The organism is Variovorax sp. CAN15 (assembly GCF_030462475.1).
Taxonomy (GTDB): Bacteria; Pseudomonadota; Gammaproteobacteria; order Burkholderiales; family Burkholderiaceae_C; genus Variovorax.
This window is the reverse complement of record NZ_JASMRZ010000016.1, coordinates 1-15363: the sequence shown is the minus strand read 5'-3', so window position 1 is coordinate 15363 and position 15363 is coordinate 1. Positions and strand designations below refer to the sequence as shown.

Annotated in this window: 17 protein-coding genes; 12 read left to right on the top strand and 5 right to left on the bottom strand. The window is 67.0% G+C overall.

The window, feature by feature from the left end; translation table 11 throughout:
- Positions 1-10: 10 nt before the first annotated feature.
- Positions 11-1315, bottom strand: coding sequence for a dicarboxylate/amino acid:cation symporter (locus tag QMO14_RS13490; RefSeq protein ID WP_301507717.1), 1305 nt, complete (start codon positions 1313-1315; stop codon positions 11-13).
- A 170-nt stretch (positions 1316-1485) separates the two neighbouring features.
- On the opposite strand from QMO14_RS13490, the gene QMO14_RS13485 reads away from it, so the two are divergent.
- From QMO14_RS13485 to tatC, 9 genes are all read left to right on the top strand, one after another.
- Entirely contained in the window at positions 1486-2319 is an 834-nt protein-coding gene (locus tag QMO14_RS13485) for a D-hexose-6-phosphate mutarotase (RefSeq protein WP_301507716.1), read from the top strand.
- A gap of 25 nt (positions 2320-2344) precedes the next feature.
- The gene (hisF, locus tag QMO14_RS13480; protein ID WP_301507715.1) at positions 2345-3130 is read left to right on the top strand and encodes an imidazole glycerol phosphate synthase subunit HisF; all 786 of its coding nucleotides are present in this window, start codon (positions 2345-2347) and stop codon (positions 3128-3130) included.
- Positions 3131-3188: 58 nt separating this feature from the next.
- Complete coding sequence (gene hisI / locus QMO14_RS13475; protein WP_301507787.1) at positions 3189-3587, top strand: phosphoribosyl-AMP cyclohydrolase; 399 nt, start codon at positions 3189-3191, stop codon at positions 3585-3587.
- Positions 3584-3979 (top strand): phosphoribosyl-ATP diphosphatase, encoded by a 396-nt coding sequence (locus QMO14_RS13470; protein WP_301507714.1) that lies wholly within the window; start codon positions 3584-3586, stop codon positions 3977-3979. The genes hisI and QMO14_RS13470 overlap by 4 nt, the downstream gene beginning before the upstream one ends.
- Positions 3980-3992: 13 nt before the next feature.
- A complete protein-coding gene (locus QMO14_RS13465; RefSeq protein WP_301507713.1) occupies positions 3993-4382 on the top strand; it encodes a hypothetical protein in 390 nt (129 codons plus the stop codon).
- Positions 4372-4731, top strand: coding sequence for a histidine triad nucleotide-binding protein (locus QMO14_RS13460; protein ID WP_301507712.1), 360 nt, complete (start codon positions 4372-4374; stop codon positions 4729-4731). The genes QMO14_RS13465 and QMO14_RS13460 overlap by 11 nt, the downstream gene beginning before the upstream one ends.
- Before the next feature lie 65 nt (positions 4732-4796).
- Entirely contained in the window at positions 4797-5045 is a 249-nt protein-coding gene (gene tatA, locus QMO14_RS13455) for a Sec-independent protein translocase subunit TatA (RefSeq protein ID WP_301507711.1), read from the top strand.
- A 16-nt stretch (positions 5046-5061) separates the two neighbouring features.
- The gene (gene tatB / locus QMO14_RS13450; protein WP_019654392.1) at positions 5062-5523 is read left to right on the top strand and encodes a Sec-independent protein translocase protein TatB; all 462 of its coding nucleotides are present in this window, start codon (positions 5062-5064) and stop codon (positions 5521-5523) included.
- 69 nt (positions 5524-5592) lie between these two features.
- A complete protein-coding gene (tatC, locus tag QMO14_RS13445) occupies positions 5593-6405 on the top strand; it encodes a twin-arginine translocase subunit TatC (RefSeq protein ID WP_301507710.1) in 813 nt (270 codons plus the stop codon).
- A gap of 141 nt (positions 6406-6546) precedes the next feature.
- On the opposite strand, the gene QMO14_RS13440 is transcribed toward tatC, so the two are convergent.
- Complete coding sequence (locus QMO14_RS13440) at positions 6547-7701, bottom strand: trypsin-like peptidase domain-containing protein (protein WP_301507709.1); 1155 nt, start codon at positions 7699-7701, stop codon at positions 6547-6549.
- Positions 7702-7995: 294 nt separating this feature from the next.
- Between QMO14_RS13440 and QMO14_RS13435 the strand changes: the two genes are divergently transcribed.
- Genes QMO14_RS13435 through pdxA form a run of 3 tightly spaced genes read left to right on the top strand, consistent with a single transcriptional unit; the run spans position 7996 to position 11187 of the window.
- Entirely contained in the window at positions 7996-9351 is a 1356-nt protein-coding gene (locus tag QMO14_RS13435) for an MFS transporter (RefSeq protein ID WP_301507708.1), read from the top strand.
- Positions 9348-10121 (top strand): Nif3-like dinuclear metal center hexameric protein, encoded by a 774-nt coding sequence (locus QMO14_RS13430; protein ID WP_301507707.1) that lies wholly within the window; start codon positions 9348-9350, stop codon positions 10119-10121. The genes QMO14_RS13435 and QMO14_RS13430 overlap by 4 nt, the downstream gene beginning before the upstream one ends.
- Before the next feature lie 31 nt (positions 10122-10152).
- A complete protein-coding gene (pdxA, locus tag QMO14_RS13425) occupies positions 10153-11187 on the top strand; it encodes a 4-hydroxythreonine-4-phosphate dehydrogenase PdxA (protein WP_301507706.1) in 1035 nt (344 codons plus the stop codon).
- Between the two features lie 116 nt (positions 11188-11303).
- Here the strand turns inward: pdxA and mscL are convergent, their stop codons facing one another.
- The 3 genes from mscL to QMO14_RS13410 all read right to left on the bottom strand — a co-directional run.
- Positions 11304-11735: a large conductance mechanosensitive channel protein MscL gene (gene mscL, locus QMO14_RS13420; protein ID WP_301507705.1), complete on the bottom strand. Its 432-nt coding sequence runs from the start codon at positions 11733-11735 to the stop codon at positions 11304-11306.
- Positions 11736-11794: 59 nt separating this feature from the next.
- Positions 11795-14284 carry a tetratricopeptide repeat protein gene (locus tag QMO14_RS13415; protein WP_301507704.1) on the bottom strand — a complete coding sequence of 830 codons (2490 nt, stop codon included), beginning with the start codon at positions 14282-14284 and terminating at the stop codon, positions 11795-11797.
- A gap of 185 nt (positions 14285-14469) precedes the next feature.
- On the bottom strand, positions 14470-15363 hold an 894-nt coding region (locus QMO14_RS13410), incomplete at its 5' end, for a YadA-like family protein (protein WP_301507703.1).

Genomic DNA, 15363 nt, shown 5'->3' with positions numbered 1-15363 from the left:
GTGCTTCGGCTCAGGCGTGCGCCGGGTGGGCGAGGGTGGCGTTGGCCTCTTCGTCGAGCGCCTTGGCATTGACCTCGGCGTCGCTCTCGGAGAGCAGCTCGCCTTCCCACTTGGCGACCACCGCCGTGGCGATGGAGTTGCCCACCGCGTTGGTGGCCGAGCGGCCCATGTCGAGGAAGGTGTCCACGCCGAGGATCAGCAGCAGGCCGGCCTCGGGAATGTCGAAGTGGTTCAGCGTGGCGGCGATCACCACCAGCGAGGCGCGCGGCACGCCCGCCATGCCCTTGGAGGTGAGCATCAGGATCAGCAGCATCGTGACCTGCGTGCTGATCGGCATGTGGATGTCGTAGGCCTGGGCGATGAACAGCACGGCGAAGGTGCAGTACATCATCGAGCCGTCGAGGTTGAACGAGTAGCCCATCGGCATCACGAAGCTGGAGATCTTGCGCTTCACGCCGAAACGGTCGAGCGCCTGCAGGATCTTCGGATAGGCCGCCTCGGAGCTTGCCGTGGCGAACGAGAGCAGGAAGGCTTCCTTGATGAGCACCAGGAGCTTGAACACGCGCGGGCCGAGGAACAGGAACCCCGCCAGCACCAGCACGCTCCACAGCACGAACAGGCCCAGGTAGAAGTCGCCCATGAACACAGCGAACTTCAGCAGGATGCCCAGGCCGTTGACCGCCACCGTCGCGGCCATGGCGGCCAGCACGGCCAGCGGTGCGAGCTTCATGACGTAACCGGTGATCTTGAGCATCGCGTGCGAGAGTTCCTCGATCGCGGCGACCAGCGTCTTCGCCTTGTCGCCCAGCGAGGCCAGCGCCACGCCGAAGAACATCGAGAACACCACGATCTGCAGGATCTCGTTGTTGGCCATGGCTTCGACGAAGGACTTCGGCACGGTGTGGCTCACGAAGTCCTTCAGCGTGAACTTGGCGGTGGCGAGGTTGGCGGAGGCGCCGATGTCCGGCAGCGGCAGGCCGAGGTTCTCGCCGGGCTTGAGCAGGTTGGCCATGACAAGGCCAATGACCAGCGAGATCAGCGAGGCGGTGAGGAACCAGCCGATGGCCTTGCCGAACACGCGGCCCACCGACTTGGCGTCGCCCATGTGCGCGATGCCCACCACCAGCGTGGAGAACACCAGCGGTCCGATCAGCATCTTGATGAGGCGCAGGAAGACGTCCGAGACGATGGAGACGTAGTCTGCGATTTCCTTCGCGGCCTTCTTGTCCGGAAAGCTGGTGAAGATCATGTAGCCGACGATGATGCCCAGCACCATCGCGATCAGGATCCATGCGGCCATCGGCAGCTTCTTCATTCGTATCCCCTTTTGTCGTGTGAGAGTGATTTTTTCCGGGTACGCGGGACCGGCCTGCACCTTGTCTCCCGATCCAGGCGACCACAGGGTATCCAAGAAGTCCCCGGCCGCGCAATGGCCCGGGATGCCGGTTCCGTGCCACGGCACGGGCGCTGCCTACAATTCCTCACATGGAAACCAGCCTGATCGAGTTTCGCGGCCAGCCCGCCCTGCGCGCCACAGGCGCCGACGGAAGCACAGTCACCGTCGCATTGCATGGCGCCCATGTGCTGTCGTGGACCACGGCCGACGAGGTCGAGAGGCTCTACCTGAGCCCGCGCGCGGTGTTCGACGGGCAGGCCGCCATCCGCGGCGGCATCCCCATTTGCTGCCCGCAGTTTAACCAGCGCGGCATGCTGCCCAAGCATGGTTTCATGCGCAATTTGCCTTGGGAAAACGCCCCTTCCGACGCCCCCCAGACCCTGCGCCTGAGGCTGAGCGACGACGAAGCCACGCGCAAGCTGTGGCCGCACTCTTTCGAGGCATGGCTGGAGGTCACGCTGAGCGCAGGCGGGCTGCGTACGGCGCTCACGCTCGTCAATACCGATGCCGCGCCCTGGTCCTTCACCGCGGCGCTGCACACCTACCTGCGTGTCGAAGACATCGCCGATGCGCGCCTGAATGGCCTCCAGGGCGCCAATCGCTGGGATTCGCTGACTGACGAGCGCTACGCCGAAAAGGCGGAGGCGCTGCATTTCGGCATCGAGTTCGACAGCGTCTACGGCGCGCCGGCCCGGCCGCTGCAGCTGGCGCAGACCGGCGGCACGGTCGAGATCTCCCAGAGCCCCACCTGCACCGAAACCGTGGTCTGGAACCCCGGCGCCGTGCTCGGTGCGAAACTCGCAGACATGCCCGCCGACGGCTTTCGCCACATGCTCTGCGTCGAGGCGGCCCGCATCGACGAGCCTGTGCTGCTCGCGCCCGGCGCCCAATGGCTTGGCTGGCAACAGCTGCGCGTTCTCTGACCACCCACTGGTTCCTTACCCCACCATGCTTGCCAAACGCATCATCCCCTGCCTCGACGTCACCGGCGGCCGTGTCGTCAAGGGCGTCAATTTCGTCGAACTGCGCGATGCCGGCGATCCGGTCGAGATCGCCGCGCGCTACAACGCACAGGGCGCCGACGAGCTCACCTTCCTCGACATCACCGCCACCAGCGACGGCCGCGACCTGATCCTGCCGATCATCGAGGCGGTGGCCTCGCAGGTCTTCATTCCGCTGACCGTCGGCGGCGGCGTGCGCACCGTGGCCGACGTGCGGCGTCTGCTCAATGCCGGTGCCGACAAGACAAGCTTCAACTCGGCCGCCATCGCCGATCCGCAGGTGATCAGCGACGCGTCGCAGAAATACGGCTCGCAGTGCATCGTCGTCGCCATCGACGCCAAGCGCCGCAGCCCCGAAGAGGCCGCCACGCGCGGCGCGGGCTGGGACGTCTACAGCCATGGCGGGCGCAAGAACACCGGCCTGGACGCCGTCGAATGGGCGACCGAGATGGCGCGCCGCGGTGCCGGTGAGATCCTCTTGACCAGCATGGACCGCGACGGCACCAAGAGCGGCTTCGACCTGGAGCTGACCCGCGCGGTGAGCAATGCCGTCGACGTGCCCGTGATCGCCTCGGGCGGCGTGGGCAGCCTGGACGACCTGGCCGACGGCATCCAGACCGGCGGCGCCGACGCCGTGCTGGCCGCGAGCATCTTCCACTACGGCGAGCACACGGTGGGCGAGGCCAAGGCCCGCATGGCCGCGCGGGGCATTCCCGTGCGCATCGACCGCTGAATGACCCTCCGGAAGGCTCGCCGAACGGCTGTTCGAGGGTCTTTTGCCATCCCCGACAATACCGTCCATGAACTGGCTCGATGAAGTGAAGTGGGACGCGAACGGCCTGGTGCCCGTGATCGCGCAGGAACAAGGCAGCAACGACGTGCTGATGTTCGCCTGGATGAACCGCGAGGCGCTCGAAAAGACCGCCGAGCTGGGCCGTGCGGTGTATTTCAGCCGCTCGCGCAACAAGCTGTGGTTCAAGGGCGAGGAGTCGGGCCACGTGCAGACCGTGCACGAGATCCGCCTGGACTGCGACAGCGACGTGGTGCTGCTCAAGGTCACCCAGCTCGGCCACGAGCCCGGCATCGCCTGCCACACCGGGCGCCACAGCTGCTTCTTCAACAAGTACGACAACGGCGGCTGGACGGCGGTCGAGCCCGTCTTGAAAGACCCGGAATCGATCTACAAGTGACGGCCACAGTGAACAACGACAGCACCTCCGACGCGCTCGCCCGCCTGGCCGCGGTCATCGAAAGCCGCCTGCCCGCGCGCGGCGGCGATCCCGAGAAAAGCTACGTCGCGCGCCTGCTGCACAAGGGCCCCGACGCCTTCCTCAAGAAGATCGGCGAGGAAGCCACCGAGGTCGTGATGGCCGCCAAGGACGCCGACCACGGCGGCGACCGTTCGAAAATCGTGAACGAAGTGGCCGACCTGTGGTTCCACACCATGGTGGCGCTGGCGCACTACGGCTTTTCCCCATCCGACGTCACCGCGGAGCTGGAGCGCCGAGAGGGCACCAGCGGCATCGAGGAAAAGGCGCTTCGCAAGGTGAAGGCGCGGGAATCCGAAGTACCCAACGATTGAAAGGACATCCGTCATGGCCAACGACATCGTGAGAGTGGAACCCGACGACTCGCTCAAGACCTGGGGCTGGGTCAGCTACATCCTGCACCTGATCGTGGCCATCGGCGCCGTCGTGCCGGGGGCGCAGGCCTCCGTGCTGCTCTTGCTGATCGCGCTGGTGATCGACTTCGTCAAGCGCGACGACGCGGCCGGCACCTGGCAGGCCTCGCACTTCAGCTGGCGCATCCGCTCGGTGCTGTGGGCGGGGCTGCTGTACATCGTCACCTCGTGGCTCTGGCTGCTGTTTCTCGTGCCGGGCTGGATCGCCTGGAGCCTGATCTCGCTGTGGTTCCTCTACCGGATCGTGAAGGGCATGATCCGGATGAACGACGGCCGTCCCATGGAACCCAAAGATGTCATCTGATCCGAACTGCATCTTCTGCAAAATCATCGAGGGCAAGATTCCCTCCCGCAAGGTCTACGAAGACGAGGACCTGTTCGGTTTCCACGACATCGCGCCCTGGGCGCCGGTGCATTTCATGCTTGTGCCCAAGAAGCACATCGCCTCGATGGCCCAGTTGACGCCCGAAGATTCGGCATTGATGGGCAAGATCATGACCCTGGCACCGAAGCTGGCGCTGGAGCAGGGCTGCAGGCCCTATCCGGACGGCGGCTACCGGGTCGTGGTCAATACGGGTGCGGAGGGCGGGCAGGAGGTGCACCATCTCCATGTCCACGTCATGGGCGGTCCCCGGCCATGGCTTCGCGGCTGACGGGCATTAAGCCAAACTGTCACATTACGCCCGACTAAAATCGGACACATTCTTAGGAGTTCTCCATGGGTTCTTTTTCCATCTGGCACTGGCTGATCGTGCTGCTCGTCGTGGTCATGATCTTCGGCACCAAGAAGCTGCGGAACATGGGTTCGGATCTTGGAGGCGCCGTCAAGGGCTTCAAGGACGGCATGAAGGACGGCGCGTCCTCCGATGCCCCGGCCGCCGCTTCGGCCCCCGCCCAGCAGGTGACCGGCCAATCGGCCAACAGCGACAAGTCGGCGATCGACGTCGAAGCGCGCCAGAAGTCCTGAGCACGGGCAGCAGCACGTGCTCGACCTCGGCATTGAGAAGCTGGCGCTGATCGGCGTCGTCGCGCTGATCGTCATCGGACCGGAAAAGCTGCCGCGCGTGGCCCGCACCGTCGGTACGCTGCTGGGCAAGGCGCAGCGCTATGTCAACGACGTCAAGGCCGAAGTCAACCGCTCGATGGAGCTCGACGAGCTCCGCAAGATGAAGACCACCGTCGAGGATGCTGCGCGCGACGTCGAGCACAGCATCCACACGGGCGCGAGCGAGTTCGAGAAGCAGTTCAGCGGCTCGGGAGAAACCCTCTCGGCGCTGGCCGAACCCGAGCCGCCACCGCCGCCGGTCTACAAACACCCCCGCAAGAACTGGCGCCTGAAGCAGGGCGCCACGCCGCAGTGGTACAAGGCGCGCAACGGCGTGCGCACCAAGGCGCTGTCGGGGGCGGCGCGCGTAGCGCGCTTCCGTCCGCACAAGATCAATTAACGGCCGGGCTCCCACCTCCGCGCTCCCCGGGGCGCCGGCCGGCGTCACGCTATCTCCTCTTCTTCCCCAATGGCCGATTCCGACAGCAAGAGCAAAGACAAAGAAGACGAGCTCGCGGGCACCGAACAGCCGTTCGTGGCACACCTGGTCGAGCTTCGCGACCGCCTGCTCTATTGCGTCTACGGCCTCGTGGTCGCGGGCATCCTGCTGGCCATCTGGCCCGGCCCCGGCGGCCTGATCGACCTGATCGCGATGCCGATCAAGGCGCACATGCCGCACGACGCGAAGCTGATCGCCATCGGCGTGTTCTCCCCGTTCTTCGTGCCGCTCAAGGTGCTGATGATGGCGGCCGTGCTGCTGGCGCTGCCGTGGCTCATGTACCAGGCCTGGATGTTCATCGCGCCGGGCCTCTACAGCCACGAAAAGAAATTCGCACTGCCGCTGATCTTCTTCGGCAGCCTGCTGGCCTACGCGGGCATCGCCTTCGTGCAACTCTTCGTGCTGGACAAGATGTTCAGCTTCATCCAGCGCTTCGCGCCCGCCGCGGTGCAGGCGACGCCCGACATCTCTTCCTACGTGGAGGCGATCCTGTCGCTGTACATCGCCTTTGGTGTGGCCTTCCAGGTGCCCATCGTCGTGATGCTGCTGGTGCGCTTCGAGATGGTGACCATCGAGAAGCTGAAGTCCTTCCGCGGCTACTTCATCGTGGTCGCGTTCGTCGTCGCCGCGGTGCTCACGCCTCCCGACGTTGTCTCGCAGCTGGCGCTCGCGGTGCCGATGTGCCTGCTGTACGAGGTGGGCATCATCGGGGCCAAATACTTCGCCAGCGCCGGCAGGAAGCCGGAAGACGAAGAAAGCGCTGACTCGGCATCATCCAGCTGATCTCCTGGACTTCTTCGGGATCGCCAATGGCGATCCCGGAGTCCAGGACACCGAGGAACCGGCTTTGCCGGCCCTCAGGTGTTGCCCCGGTAGGGGGCAGGCGAAGCGGACACGAAGTGCCGCGCAGCCTGGGGGGCGAGCCTATTCATTCGGCACTTGCCGAACGGGGCTCTTCGGCCGCAGGCCCGGCGTCACGTCCAGTTCCATCTTGTCGCTGCCGCGCTGCAGCGCGAAGCGCGAGGTGCTGCCAGGCTTCAGGCCGGCCACGGCGGTCAGCAGCGCCTGCACGTTGTCCGTCTTCTTCTCGCCCACCGAGGTGATCACGTCGCCCGGCCGGATGCCCGCCTTGGCGGCGGGGCCGTTCTGCAGCACGCCGGTGATGATTACGCCCGCGTCGGCCTTCACGCCGAAGGTCTCGGCCAGCTCGGGCGACAGGTCGCTGGGCTCGACGCCGATCCAGCCGCGGCGCACCTGGCCTTCCTTGACGATGCCCTCGAGCACGATCTTGGCCATCGACACGGGGATGGCGAAGCCGATGCCCATGCTGCCGCCCGATCGGGAGTAGATCGCGGTGTTGATGCCCTGCAGGTTGCCGTTCACGTCGATCAGCGCGCCGCCCGAGTTGCCGGGGTTGATGGCGGCGTCGGTCTGGATGAAGTTCTCGAAATTGTTGATGCCGAGCTGGTTGCGGCCCAGCGCCGAGACGATGCCGCTGGTCACGGTCTGGCCCACGCCGAAGGGGTTGCCGATGGCCAGCACCTGGTCGCCGACCTGCAGGCCGTCGGAGTCGCCCAGCACGATCACCGGCAGCTTGTCGAGCTCGATCTTCAGCACGGCCAGGTCGGTGTCGGGGTCGGTGCCGATGACCTTGCCGCGCGCGTGGCGGCTGTCGTTGAGCGTGACCTCGATCTCGTCGGCGCCTTCGACCACGTGGTTGTTGGTGAGGATGTAGCCGTCGGGGCTCACGATCACGCCGCTGCCCAGGCCCACCTGGGGCTGGTCGTCCTGGTCGCCGAAGAAGAAGCGGAACCACGGGTCGTTGCTGCGCGGATGGCGTTGCGCGGCCTTGCTGGTGTTGATGCTCACCACCGCGGGTGAAGCCTTCTTGGCCGGCGCGCTAAGGCTGCCGGGGGCCGGGACGTTCGGATTGCCCGCGGGCGCCTCGACGATCGAGACCACCCCGCCCAGCGAGGTCGCGCGCTTGTTGATCCACTCGGGCTTGAGCGTCGCGACGACGAAGTAGGCCGCCAGCAGGACGGTCACGGCTTGGGCAAATAGCAGCCAGGTGCGTTTCATGAAAGATTGGTGAAAAAGACGTTGGAAAGCCGCATGCAGCGCGGCAATGTTGTCAATTGTCCCTCAACCGGGAAGTCCAGAAACCGCCCGGGCCGGTCGAGATTCGGATCGATCCGGGGCGTGAATTCGGGTTAACACTTAGTATCACGGCTCGGTCCCACCCGGGCCGTCTGCTTTCCGGCCCCCGTGCTGCCTATCCGGCGGGTGCGGCCAGGCTTTTCGTCGGTGCGCCATTTTTCCGTTCTCTCACCCGGTCCTGCGGGCTGGCGCGCGGCCAAGACCTTCCTGCCAGCCATGACTTCAGAAGCAACCTTTCCGGACGGCGCGCAGCCGGCACCGGCGCGCACGCTCGGTTCGAGCGACTACAAGACCCTTGGCCTGTCCGCTCTCGGCGGCACGCTGGAGTTCTACGATTTCGTCATCTACGTGTTCTTCGCCACCGTGCTGGGGGTGCTGTTCTTCCCGGCCGACATGCCCGACTGGCTGCGGCAACTGCAGACCTTCGGCATCTTCGCGGCCGGCTACCTCGCCCGCCCGGTGGGTGGCATCGTCATCGCGCATTTCGGCGACATCTTCGGCCGCAAGCGCATGTTCACGCTGTCGATCTTCCTGATGGCGGCGCCCACGCTGGTGATCGGCCTGCTGCCCACCTACGCCAGCATCGGCGTGGCGGCCCCGCTGCTGCTGCTGGCGATGCGCGTGCTGCAGGGCGCGGCCATCGGCGGCGAGATGCCCGGCGCCTGGGTGTTCGTGGGCGAGCACGTGCCGGAAAAGCGCTACGGCCTGGGCATCGGCGTGCTGACCTCGGGCATCACCGGCGGCATCCTGCTGGGTTCTCTGGTGGCAGTCGCCATCAACCGCCACTATTCGCCCGAGCAGGTGAGCGACTTCGCCTGGCGTATTCCCTTCATCCTGGGCGGCGTGTTCGGGCTAGTGTCGGTGTACCTGCGGCGCTTCCTGCACGAAACGCCGGTGTTCAAGGAGCTGGCCGGCCGGCGCAATGCGGCGCGCGAAATGCCGCTTCGCACCGTGCTGCGCGAGCATCGCCTAGCCTGCGTGTACGTCGCGCTGCTGACCTGGGTGCTGTCGGCCGCCATCGTGGTGGTGGTGCTCTACACGCCCACCTATCTGCAGAAGGTGCACCACATCCCGGCTGCCATGGCGCTGGAGGCCAACGCCCTGGCCACGCTGACGCTCACGCTGGGCTGCGTGCTGGCCGGCTGGGCCAGCGACCGCATCGGCACCCGCACCGTGATGCTGATCGGCTGGGGCGGCCTGTTCGCCACGGCCTATCTGTTCTACAGCGGAGTGCCTGGTACTCCGGCGACGCTCTTCTGGCACTACGGCCTGGTGGGCCTGTTCGTGGGCACCATCGCCACCGTGCCGATCGTGGGCGTGCGCGCCTTCCCGGCGCCGGTGCGCTTCACCGGGCTTTCCTTCGCCTACAACATGTCGTACGCGGTCTTCGGCGGGCTCACGCCGGTGATCCTGACGCTCTGGCTGCAGCACGACACGATGGCGCCCGCGCACTACGTCGCGGCGCTGGCCGCGCTCGGCTTCCTGCTGGCGCTGCTGCCCCTGGCCGCACGCGGCCACGCGATGCGCGATGGTGGCGTGGCGCCCGCGCGCGGCGCGACAATGGCGCGATGAGTACAACCCGCCACGAACTGCTTCACGCATTCGACCTGCTGCTGGCCCCCGGGCGCTTCAAGGACTACGGACCCAACGGCCTGCAGGTCGAAGGGCGCACCTCGGTGCGAAAGGTTGTCTCGGGCGTGACCGCCAGCCGCGCGCTGATCGAGGCCGCGATCAAGGCCGAAGCCGATGCCATCTTCGTCCACCATGGCCTGTTCTGGCGCGGCCAGGACGGCCGCGTCACCGGCTGGATGAAGCAGCGCCTCGGCCTGCTGCTGGGCCACGACATCAACCTCTTCGCCTACCACCTGCCGCTCGATGCGCACCCCGAACTCGGCAACAACGCCCAGCTCGGCCTGAAGCTCGGGCTCGCGGCCCACGCCGGCCCGGGCGGCCGCTTCGGTGAGCAGGAACTGGGCTTCGTCGGCACGCAGGAAGGCGGCGGCAGCTTCGACAACGCCAAGGCGCTCGCAACACATGTCGAGAGCGTCCTGAAGCGGCCGGTGACGCTGGTCGACGCCGCGCCGCGACCCATCAGGAATATCGCGTGGTGCACGGGCGGCGCGCAGGGCTACTTCGAGGCCGCCATCGCGGCCGGCGCCGATGCCTTCATCACCGGCGAGATCTCGGAGCCGCAGGCCCACTACGCGCGCGAAATGGGCGTGGCCTTCCTCGCCTGCGGGCATCACGCCACCGAGCGCTACGGGGCACCCGCGGTGGCCGGGCATGTGGCCGCGCAGCTCGGGCTGACGCACGAGTTCATCGACATCGACAACCCGGCATGAGCGCGGTGCGGAGCACGGAGGTGTCTTTCCAATGAGCGGCTCCATCGCCATCACGCTGGGTGATCCCGCCGGCATCGGCCCCGAAATCATCGTCAAGGCCTTCCGCGACGCGCCCGATGCCACCCATGGCGCTTTCGTCGCCGGCGACGTGGGCACGCTGCGCAAGGCCTCGCAGGCCCTGGCTGCCGATGGCCGGCCGGGCTGGCCGGTGCTGGAGATCGAATCCGTCGCCGAGGCCGCGACCGTGCCGCCGGGCTGCATTCCGGTGCTGCAGGTGATCGCGCCGCCCTCGGGCATCGAAACCGGCCGCGTCAGCGCCGAGGCCGGCCGCGTGGCCGGCGAATGCGTGGTGTGGGCCGCGCGGGCCGCGCTGCGCGGCGAGATTGGCGCCATCGTGACCGCGCCGCTGCACAAGGAGGCGCTGTCGGCCGCCGGCTTTCCGTACCCCGGCCACACGGAGCTGCTACAGGCCGAGGCAGCCGCGCATCTGGGCCGCACCGTGGCCGACGTGCCGGTGCGCATGATGCTGGCCAACGACGAGCTGCGCACCGTGCTCGTCAGCATCCACATGTCGCTGCGCAAGGCCATCGAGGCGGTGCGCTTCGAGGGCGTGCTGGAGACGCTGCGCATCACGCACCGCGCGTTGACGCAAGCGCTGGGTCGTGCGCCGCGCATCGGCGTGGCGGGGCTCAATCCGCATGCGGGCGAGGGCGGGCTGTTCGGCTCGGAGGAGCGCGAGATCATCGGGCCGGCCGTCGAGGCGGCACGCGCTGAGGGCATCGACGCCAGCGGGCCTCACGCGCCCGACACGGTCTTCATGCGCGCGCGCGCCAAGGCCGGCGTGCCGTCCAGCGGCGAGTTCGACGTGGTGGTCGCGATGTACCACGACCAGGGCCTGATTCCCGTCAAGTACCTGGGCGTGGAGAAAGGCGTGAACGTGACGCTGGGGCTGCCGCTGGTGCGCACCAGCCCCGATCACGGCACCGCGTTCGACATCGCGGGAACGGGGCTGGCCGATGCCTCGAGCCTCGTCGAGGCGCTGCGCATGGCTCGCACACTGAGCTGAACGGAGTTCTTCGGGAACACCACGGAGCCGGCTTTGCCGGGCCGTCGGTGTTGCCCCCGGTAGGGGGAAGGCGTGCGCGACACGAAGTGCGCGTAGCCTGGGGGCGAGCAACAAGCTCAGCGCTGCCTGAGGCTGTCGCGGATCTCGCGCAGCAGCACCACGTCTTCGGGCGTCGCGGGAGCGGCGGCGGGTGCCGGCTCTTCGCTGCGCTTCAGGCGGTTGATCTGCTTGACCATCATGAAGATGATGAAGGCGAGGATCACGAAGTTGACGGCGATGGTGATGAAGTTGCCGTACGCCAGCACCGGCACGCCTGCCTTCTTCAGGTCGGCCAGCGTGTTCGCCACGCCTGCCGGAACGGTGCCGAGCACCACGTAGAGATTCGAGAAATCGAGCTTGCCAAATACCATGCCCACCAGCGGCATGATGATGTCGGCCACGAGGGAGTCGACGATCTTGCCGAAGGCGGCACCGATGATCACGCCCACCGCGAGGTCGATGACGTTGCCCTTGACGGCAAATTCCTTGAATTCACTGAGGATGCTCATGATTCAAAAGGCTGCTGGAGCTCTGCTGTTGAAGGAGAGCTGAGTATGCCCGCGATTGCTCACTTCTCCAGCACACGCGGTGCAACGTCGACGTGCGCAGGCGGCAACCCTTCACGGCTGCGCGCGGCGATTTGCCGGTAGCCGTCTTCCAGGTGGCGCACGAAGCGCGGCGTGTCGAAGTATCCGCTGCGCGCGTCCTTGGCCCGCGCAAGCCGCGAGCGCAGCTCGGCAAGCTCCTGTGGATGGGTGGCGTAGTGGACGGCCTTCTCGACGTATTCCGCGTGGTTCGTGGCCACCAGCTCCTGCAGGCCGATCGCGCCCAGCAGGCTGCCCGCCATGCGCGACACCATCGTCGTGCCCGTGAGCGCCAGGAGCGGCACGCCCGACCACAGCACGTCGTTCGCGGTGGCGCCGCTGCTGTAGGGGAAGGTGTCGATGAACAGGTCGGCCAGGCCGATGCGCGCCAGGTGCTGGTCGACCGGCATGCGCGGCGACACGATCAGGCGCTCGGCCGACAGGCCTGCCTTCTCCCATTGCGCGCGCAGGTTCTGCTCGAAGCCGTTCGGGCCCTGCGCCAGCCACAGCACCGAGTTCGGGACGCCCTTGACGATGCGCACCCATGCCTCGAAGGTCTCGGGCTGGATCTTGAACGACTGCGAGAAGTTGCACAGCACGAAGGCGTCATCGGGCAGGCCGTGCTCGGCGCGCGTGGGCCTGTGCGGATTGACCGGCCGCTGGGTGTCTATGACCTGGAAGGTCTCGGGCAGGCGCAGCAGCTTCTCGGAGTAGCAGTCTTCCGTGCCCGGCGGCGAGAGGAAGTTGTCGGACACCAGATAGTCGTAGTTCGGCGTGCCGCTGGTGCCCATGTAGCCCAGCCACATGAGCTGCGCGGGCGCCGCGTGGTAGGCCATCACCTGCGGCTTGGCGCCGCGCGTGTCGCCCGAGAGGTCGACCAGGATGTCGATCTCGTCCTCGCGGATGCGCTCGGCCATCTGCTGGATCGACTGGCCCTGCAGATCGACGAAATGCTCGACCGATGAAGCGATGCGCGCCCGCGCGGGGTGTCCGTCGTCGGGGCCGTAGGAGTAGACGAAGACTTCGAAATCCTTGCGGTCGTGCCGGCCGTAGAGCTCGGCCGTCAGGTGCGCGACCGGGTGGTTGCGGAAGTCGAAGGAGTAGTAGCCCACGCGGATGCGCGGCGAAGTGCGGCGCGCGCCCGCGTCGGCAAAGGGCCTGATGGCCGCGTTGCGGTCGGCCAGCGTGGCGGAGCGCTGCGTCCAGTTCATGAGGCGGCGCGCGTCGTCGTAGTTCGACATCAGGATGAACGACGAAACCGTCTGGTCGTTGCCCGGGTTGTCGAGCAGCGCCGCGATGCGATCGCGCAGCTCGGGCACGCCGTTCCAGTCGGCGATGTGCGCCTTCTCGCCCAGCATCCACACCATGGCCGGCATGAAGTCGGGGGCGTCGCGCAGGCACTGCTCGAACTCCGCGATGGCCTCCTTCGACTGGCCGGCCATCACGTAGGTCACGCCCAGGTTGCATCGTGCGAGCACCTGGCGCGGATGCACCTCGAGTGCCTTCTTCAGCACCTCGATGGCAGTGTCGAAGCGGCCGAGGCGGAAGTTCACCGTGCCCAGGTTGTTCAGCAGCAGTTCGTGCTCGGGCAGGCTTTCGAGCGCGAGCTTGTAGAGCTCGGCCGATTCGGCGAAGCGCATCGACACGCCCTCCAGCGCGCCACACACGCCGTAGAGCGCGGCCACGCCCTCGGGGTCGGACAGCGCCTTGTGGCGCTCCTCGGCCGGCCAGTTGCGCATGGCGCGCTGCATGGGCGCGATCGCTTCCTCGATGCGGCCGCAGGCCTGCAGCGCCCTGGAAAGCATGAAGGCGGCCTCGCAGTCCAGCGGATCGGCGGCGGCCTGCTCGTACGAGCCGAGCGCGGCGGCCCAGTCCTTCTGGTGCGCGCGGATCTTGCCGATGTTCTTGTGCGCGGCGGCATAGCCGGGGTCCAGCGCCAGCGCCTGGCTGAACTGCGCGATCGCCTCGTCGAAGCGGTCCTGCTCCATCTCGATGGCACCGGCGTTGTTCCATGCGGCGGGCGCCTGCGGCGCGAGCCGCGTGGCCTCGGCGGCGGCTTCGCGCGCCTGGCGGAACTTCTTCTGCTGGCGGTAGACCGCCGACAGGTTCACGTAGGCCTCGGGGTAGTTGGGCCAGGCCTTGATCGCGCGGCGAAGATCCTGTTGCGCCTCGGCCGGCAGGCCCATGTGCATGAAGATCGTCGCGCGGGTGTTGAAGTAGAAGTGATGCGGCGACCGCGCGATCGCCCGGTTCACGTAATTCAGCGCCAGCTTCGGGCGACCTTGCCGGTACAGCGCCTCGCCGCTGAGGTGCAGCGCGTCGGCATGCTCGGGAAAGTGCGACAGCAGCGCTTCGTAGACCTGCAGGGCCTCCGCGAAGCGGCCCACCCGGTGCAGCGCCAGACCCTGCTCCAGGAGTTGCCCGGCGTCCGCGGCCGGCGTGGAGGGAGCGGGAGCGAGAGAAGGTGAGTTCATGAATCCGCGTGAAGAGTGTCGAGTCTTGGTCGAGACTGGGCCGGGACAGTGATTGCGGCCGCTTCGATGCCGGCCTTCCCCACAAGCAAGAAGGCCGGTCACCCAGTATAGGGGCCGGCCTTTCGATTGCATCCGCTGGCATTCCCGTGGCGCGCTCGCTGGCGCCGCGGGAGTGCCGGGCCGGATTACCAGGACCAGGAGGCGCCGATGCCGCCGCCGACCTTGCCGTTGTTGCCGCTGCCGATGTTCAGCTTGATCTGCGCGCCTTCGCCGATGCGGAAGCTGGCCGCCGCCGCGATGGCCGATCGGCCGTCGTACGAGCCCACGCCCACGCCGATGCCGAAGTTCTTGCCCGCCTCGAGCGCCGGCACGGAGGCCGCGGCCAGCGCGATGGCCGCGCCGGTGCTGCTGGTCCTGCGCATGTCCTGCACCTCGCTGCGGACCTGGTTCAACTGCGAAATGTTCGCGGCATCCGTCGGCAGCACGCCAGGGGCCACGTTCTGCACGCGTCCGTTGGCGACCACGCCGTTGCCCGCCGTGATGGTGCCGCCCGCATTCACGTTGCCGGTGACGTTGACCGTGCCCGCATTCAGCGTCGTGACGTTGCCGGTCACGGCGTTGATCGTGGTGATGTTGCCGGTCTGCGTGTTCAGCACCGTGATGTTGCCGTTGGCCGCGGTGATCGTCTGGAAGTTGCCGGTGGTGGCATTCACCGTGCTGGCGTTCACCGTCGTGGCGCTGACCGTGCCGGCGGTCAGTGCATTGACCGTGGCGCTGGCAGCCGACAGGTTGGTGGTGCTGACGTTGGTCGCGCTCAGCGTGTTGATCGTGCCGCGGCTGGCCGTCAGGTTGGTGGTGCTGACGTTGGTTGCGCTCAGCGTGTTGATCGTGCCGTTGCTGGCGGTCAGATTCGTGGTGCTGACGTTGGTTGCGCTCAGCGTGTTGATCGTGCCGTTGCTGGCGGTCAGATTCGTGGTGCTGACGTTGGTTGCGCTCAGCGTGTTGATCGTGCCGTTGCTGGCGGTCAGATTCGTGGTGCTGACGTTGTTGCTGGCGGTCAGATTCGTGGTGCTGACGTT

Coding starts and splice junctions, on each gene's coding strand:
- QMO14_RS13440 (WP_301507709.1), bottom strand. CDS start 7,701: ATGAAACGCACCTGGCTGCTATTTGCCCAAGCCGTGACCGTCCTGCTG.
- hisF (WP_301507715.1), top strand. CDS start 2,345: ATGCTTGCCAAACGCATCATCCCCTGCCTCGACGTCACCGGCGGCCGT.
- QMO14_RS13430 (WP_301507707.1), top strand. CDS start 9,348: ATGAGTACAACCCGCCACGAACTGCTTCACGCATTCGACCTGCTGCTG.
- tatA (WP_301507711.1), top strand. CDS start 4,797: ATGGGTTCTTTTTCCATCTGGCACTGGCTGATCGTGCTGCTCGTCGTG.
- tatC (WP_301507710.1), top strand. CDS start 5,593: ATGGCCGATTCCGACAGCAAGAGCAAAGACAAAGAAGACGAGCTCGCG.
- QMO14_RS13435 (WP_301507708.1), top strand. CDS start 7,996: ATGACTTCAGAAGCAACCTTTCCGGACGGCGCGCAGCCGGCACCGGCG.
- QMO14_RS13485 (WP_301507716.1), top strand. CDS start 1,486: ATGGAAACCAGCCTGATCGAGTTTCGCGGCCAGCCCGCCCTGCGCGCC.
- QMO14_RS13465 (WP_301507713.1), top strand. CDS start 3,993: ATGGCCAACGACATCGTGAGAGTGGAACCCGACGACTCGCTCAAGACC.
- pdxA (WP_301507706.1), top strand. CDS start 10,153: ATGAGCGGCTCCATCGCCATCACGCTGGGTGATCCCGCCGGCATCGGC.
- QMO14_RS13460 (WP_301507712.1), top strand. CDS start 4,372: ATGTCATCTGATCCGAACTGCATCTTCTGCAAAATCATCGAGGGCAAG.
- mscL (WP_301507705.1), bottom strand. CDS start 11,735: ATGAGCATCCTCAGTGAATTCAAGGAATTTGCCGTCAAGGGCAACGTC.
- QMO14_RS13490 (WP_301507717.1), bottom strand. CDS start 1,315: ATGAAGAAGCTGCCGATGGCCGCATGGATCCTGATCGCGATGGTGCTG.
- QMO14_RS13415 (WP_301507704.1), bottom strand. CDS start 14,284: ATGAACTCACCTTCTCTCGCTCCCGCTCCCTCCACGCCGGCCGCGGAC.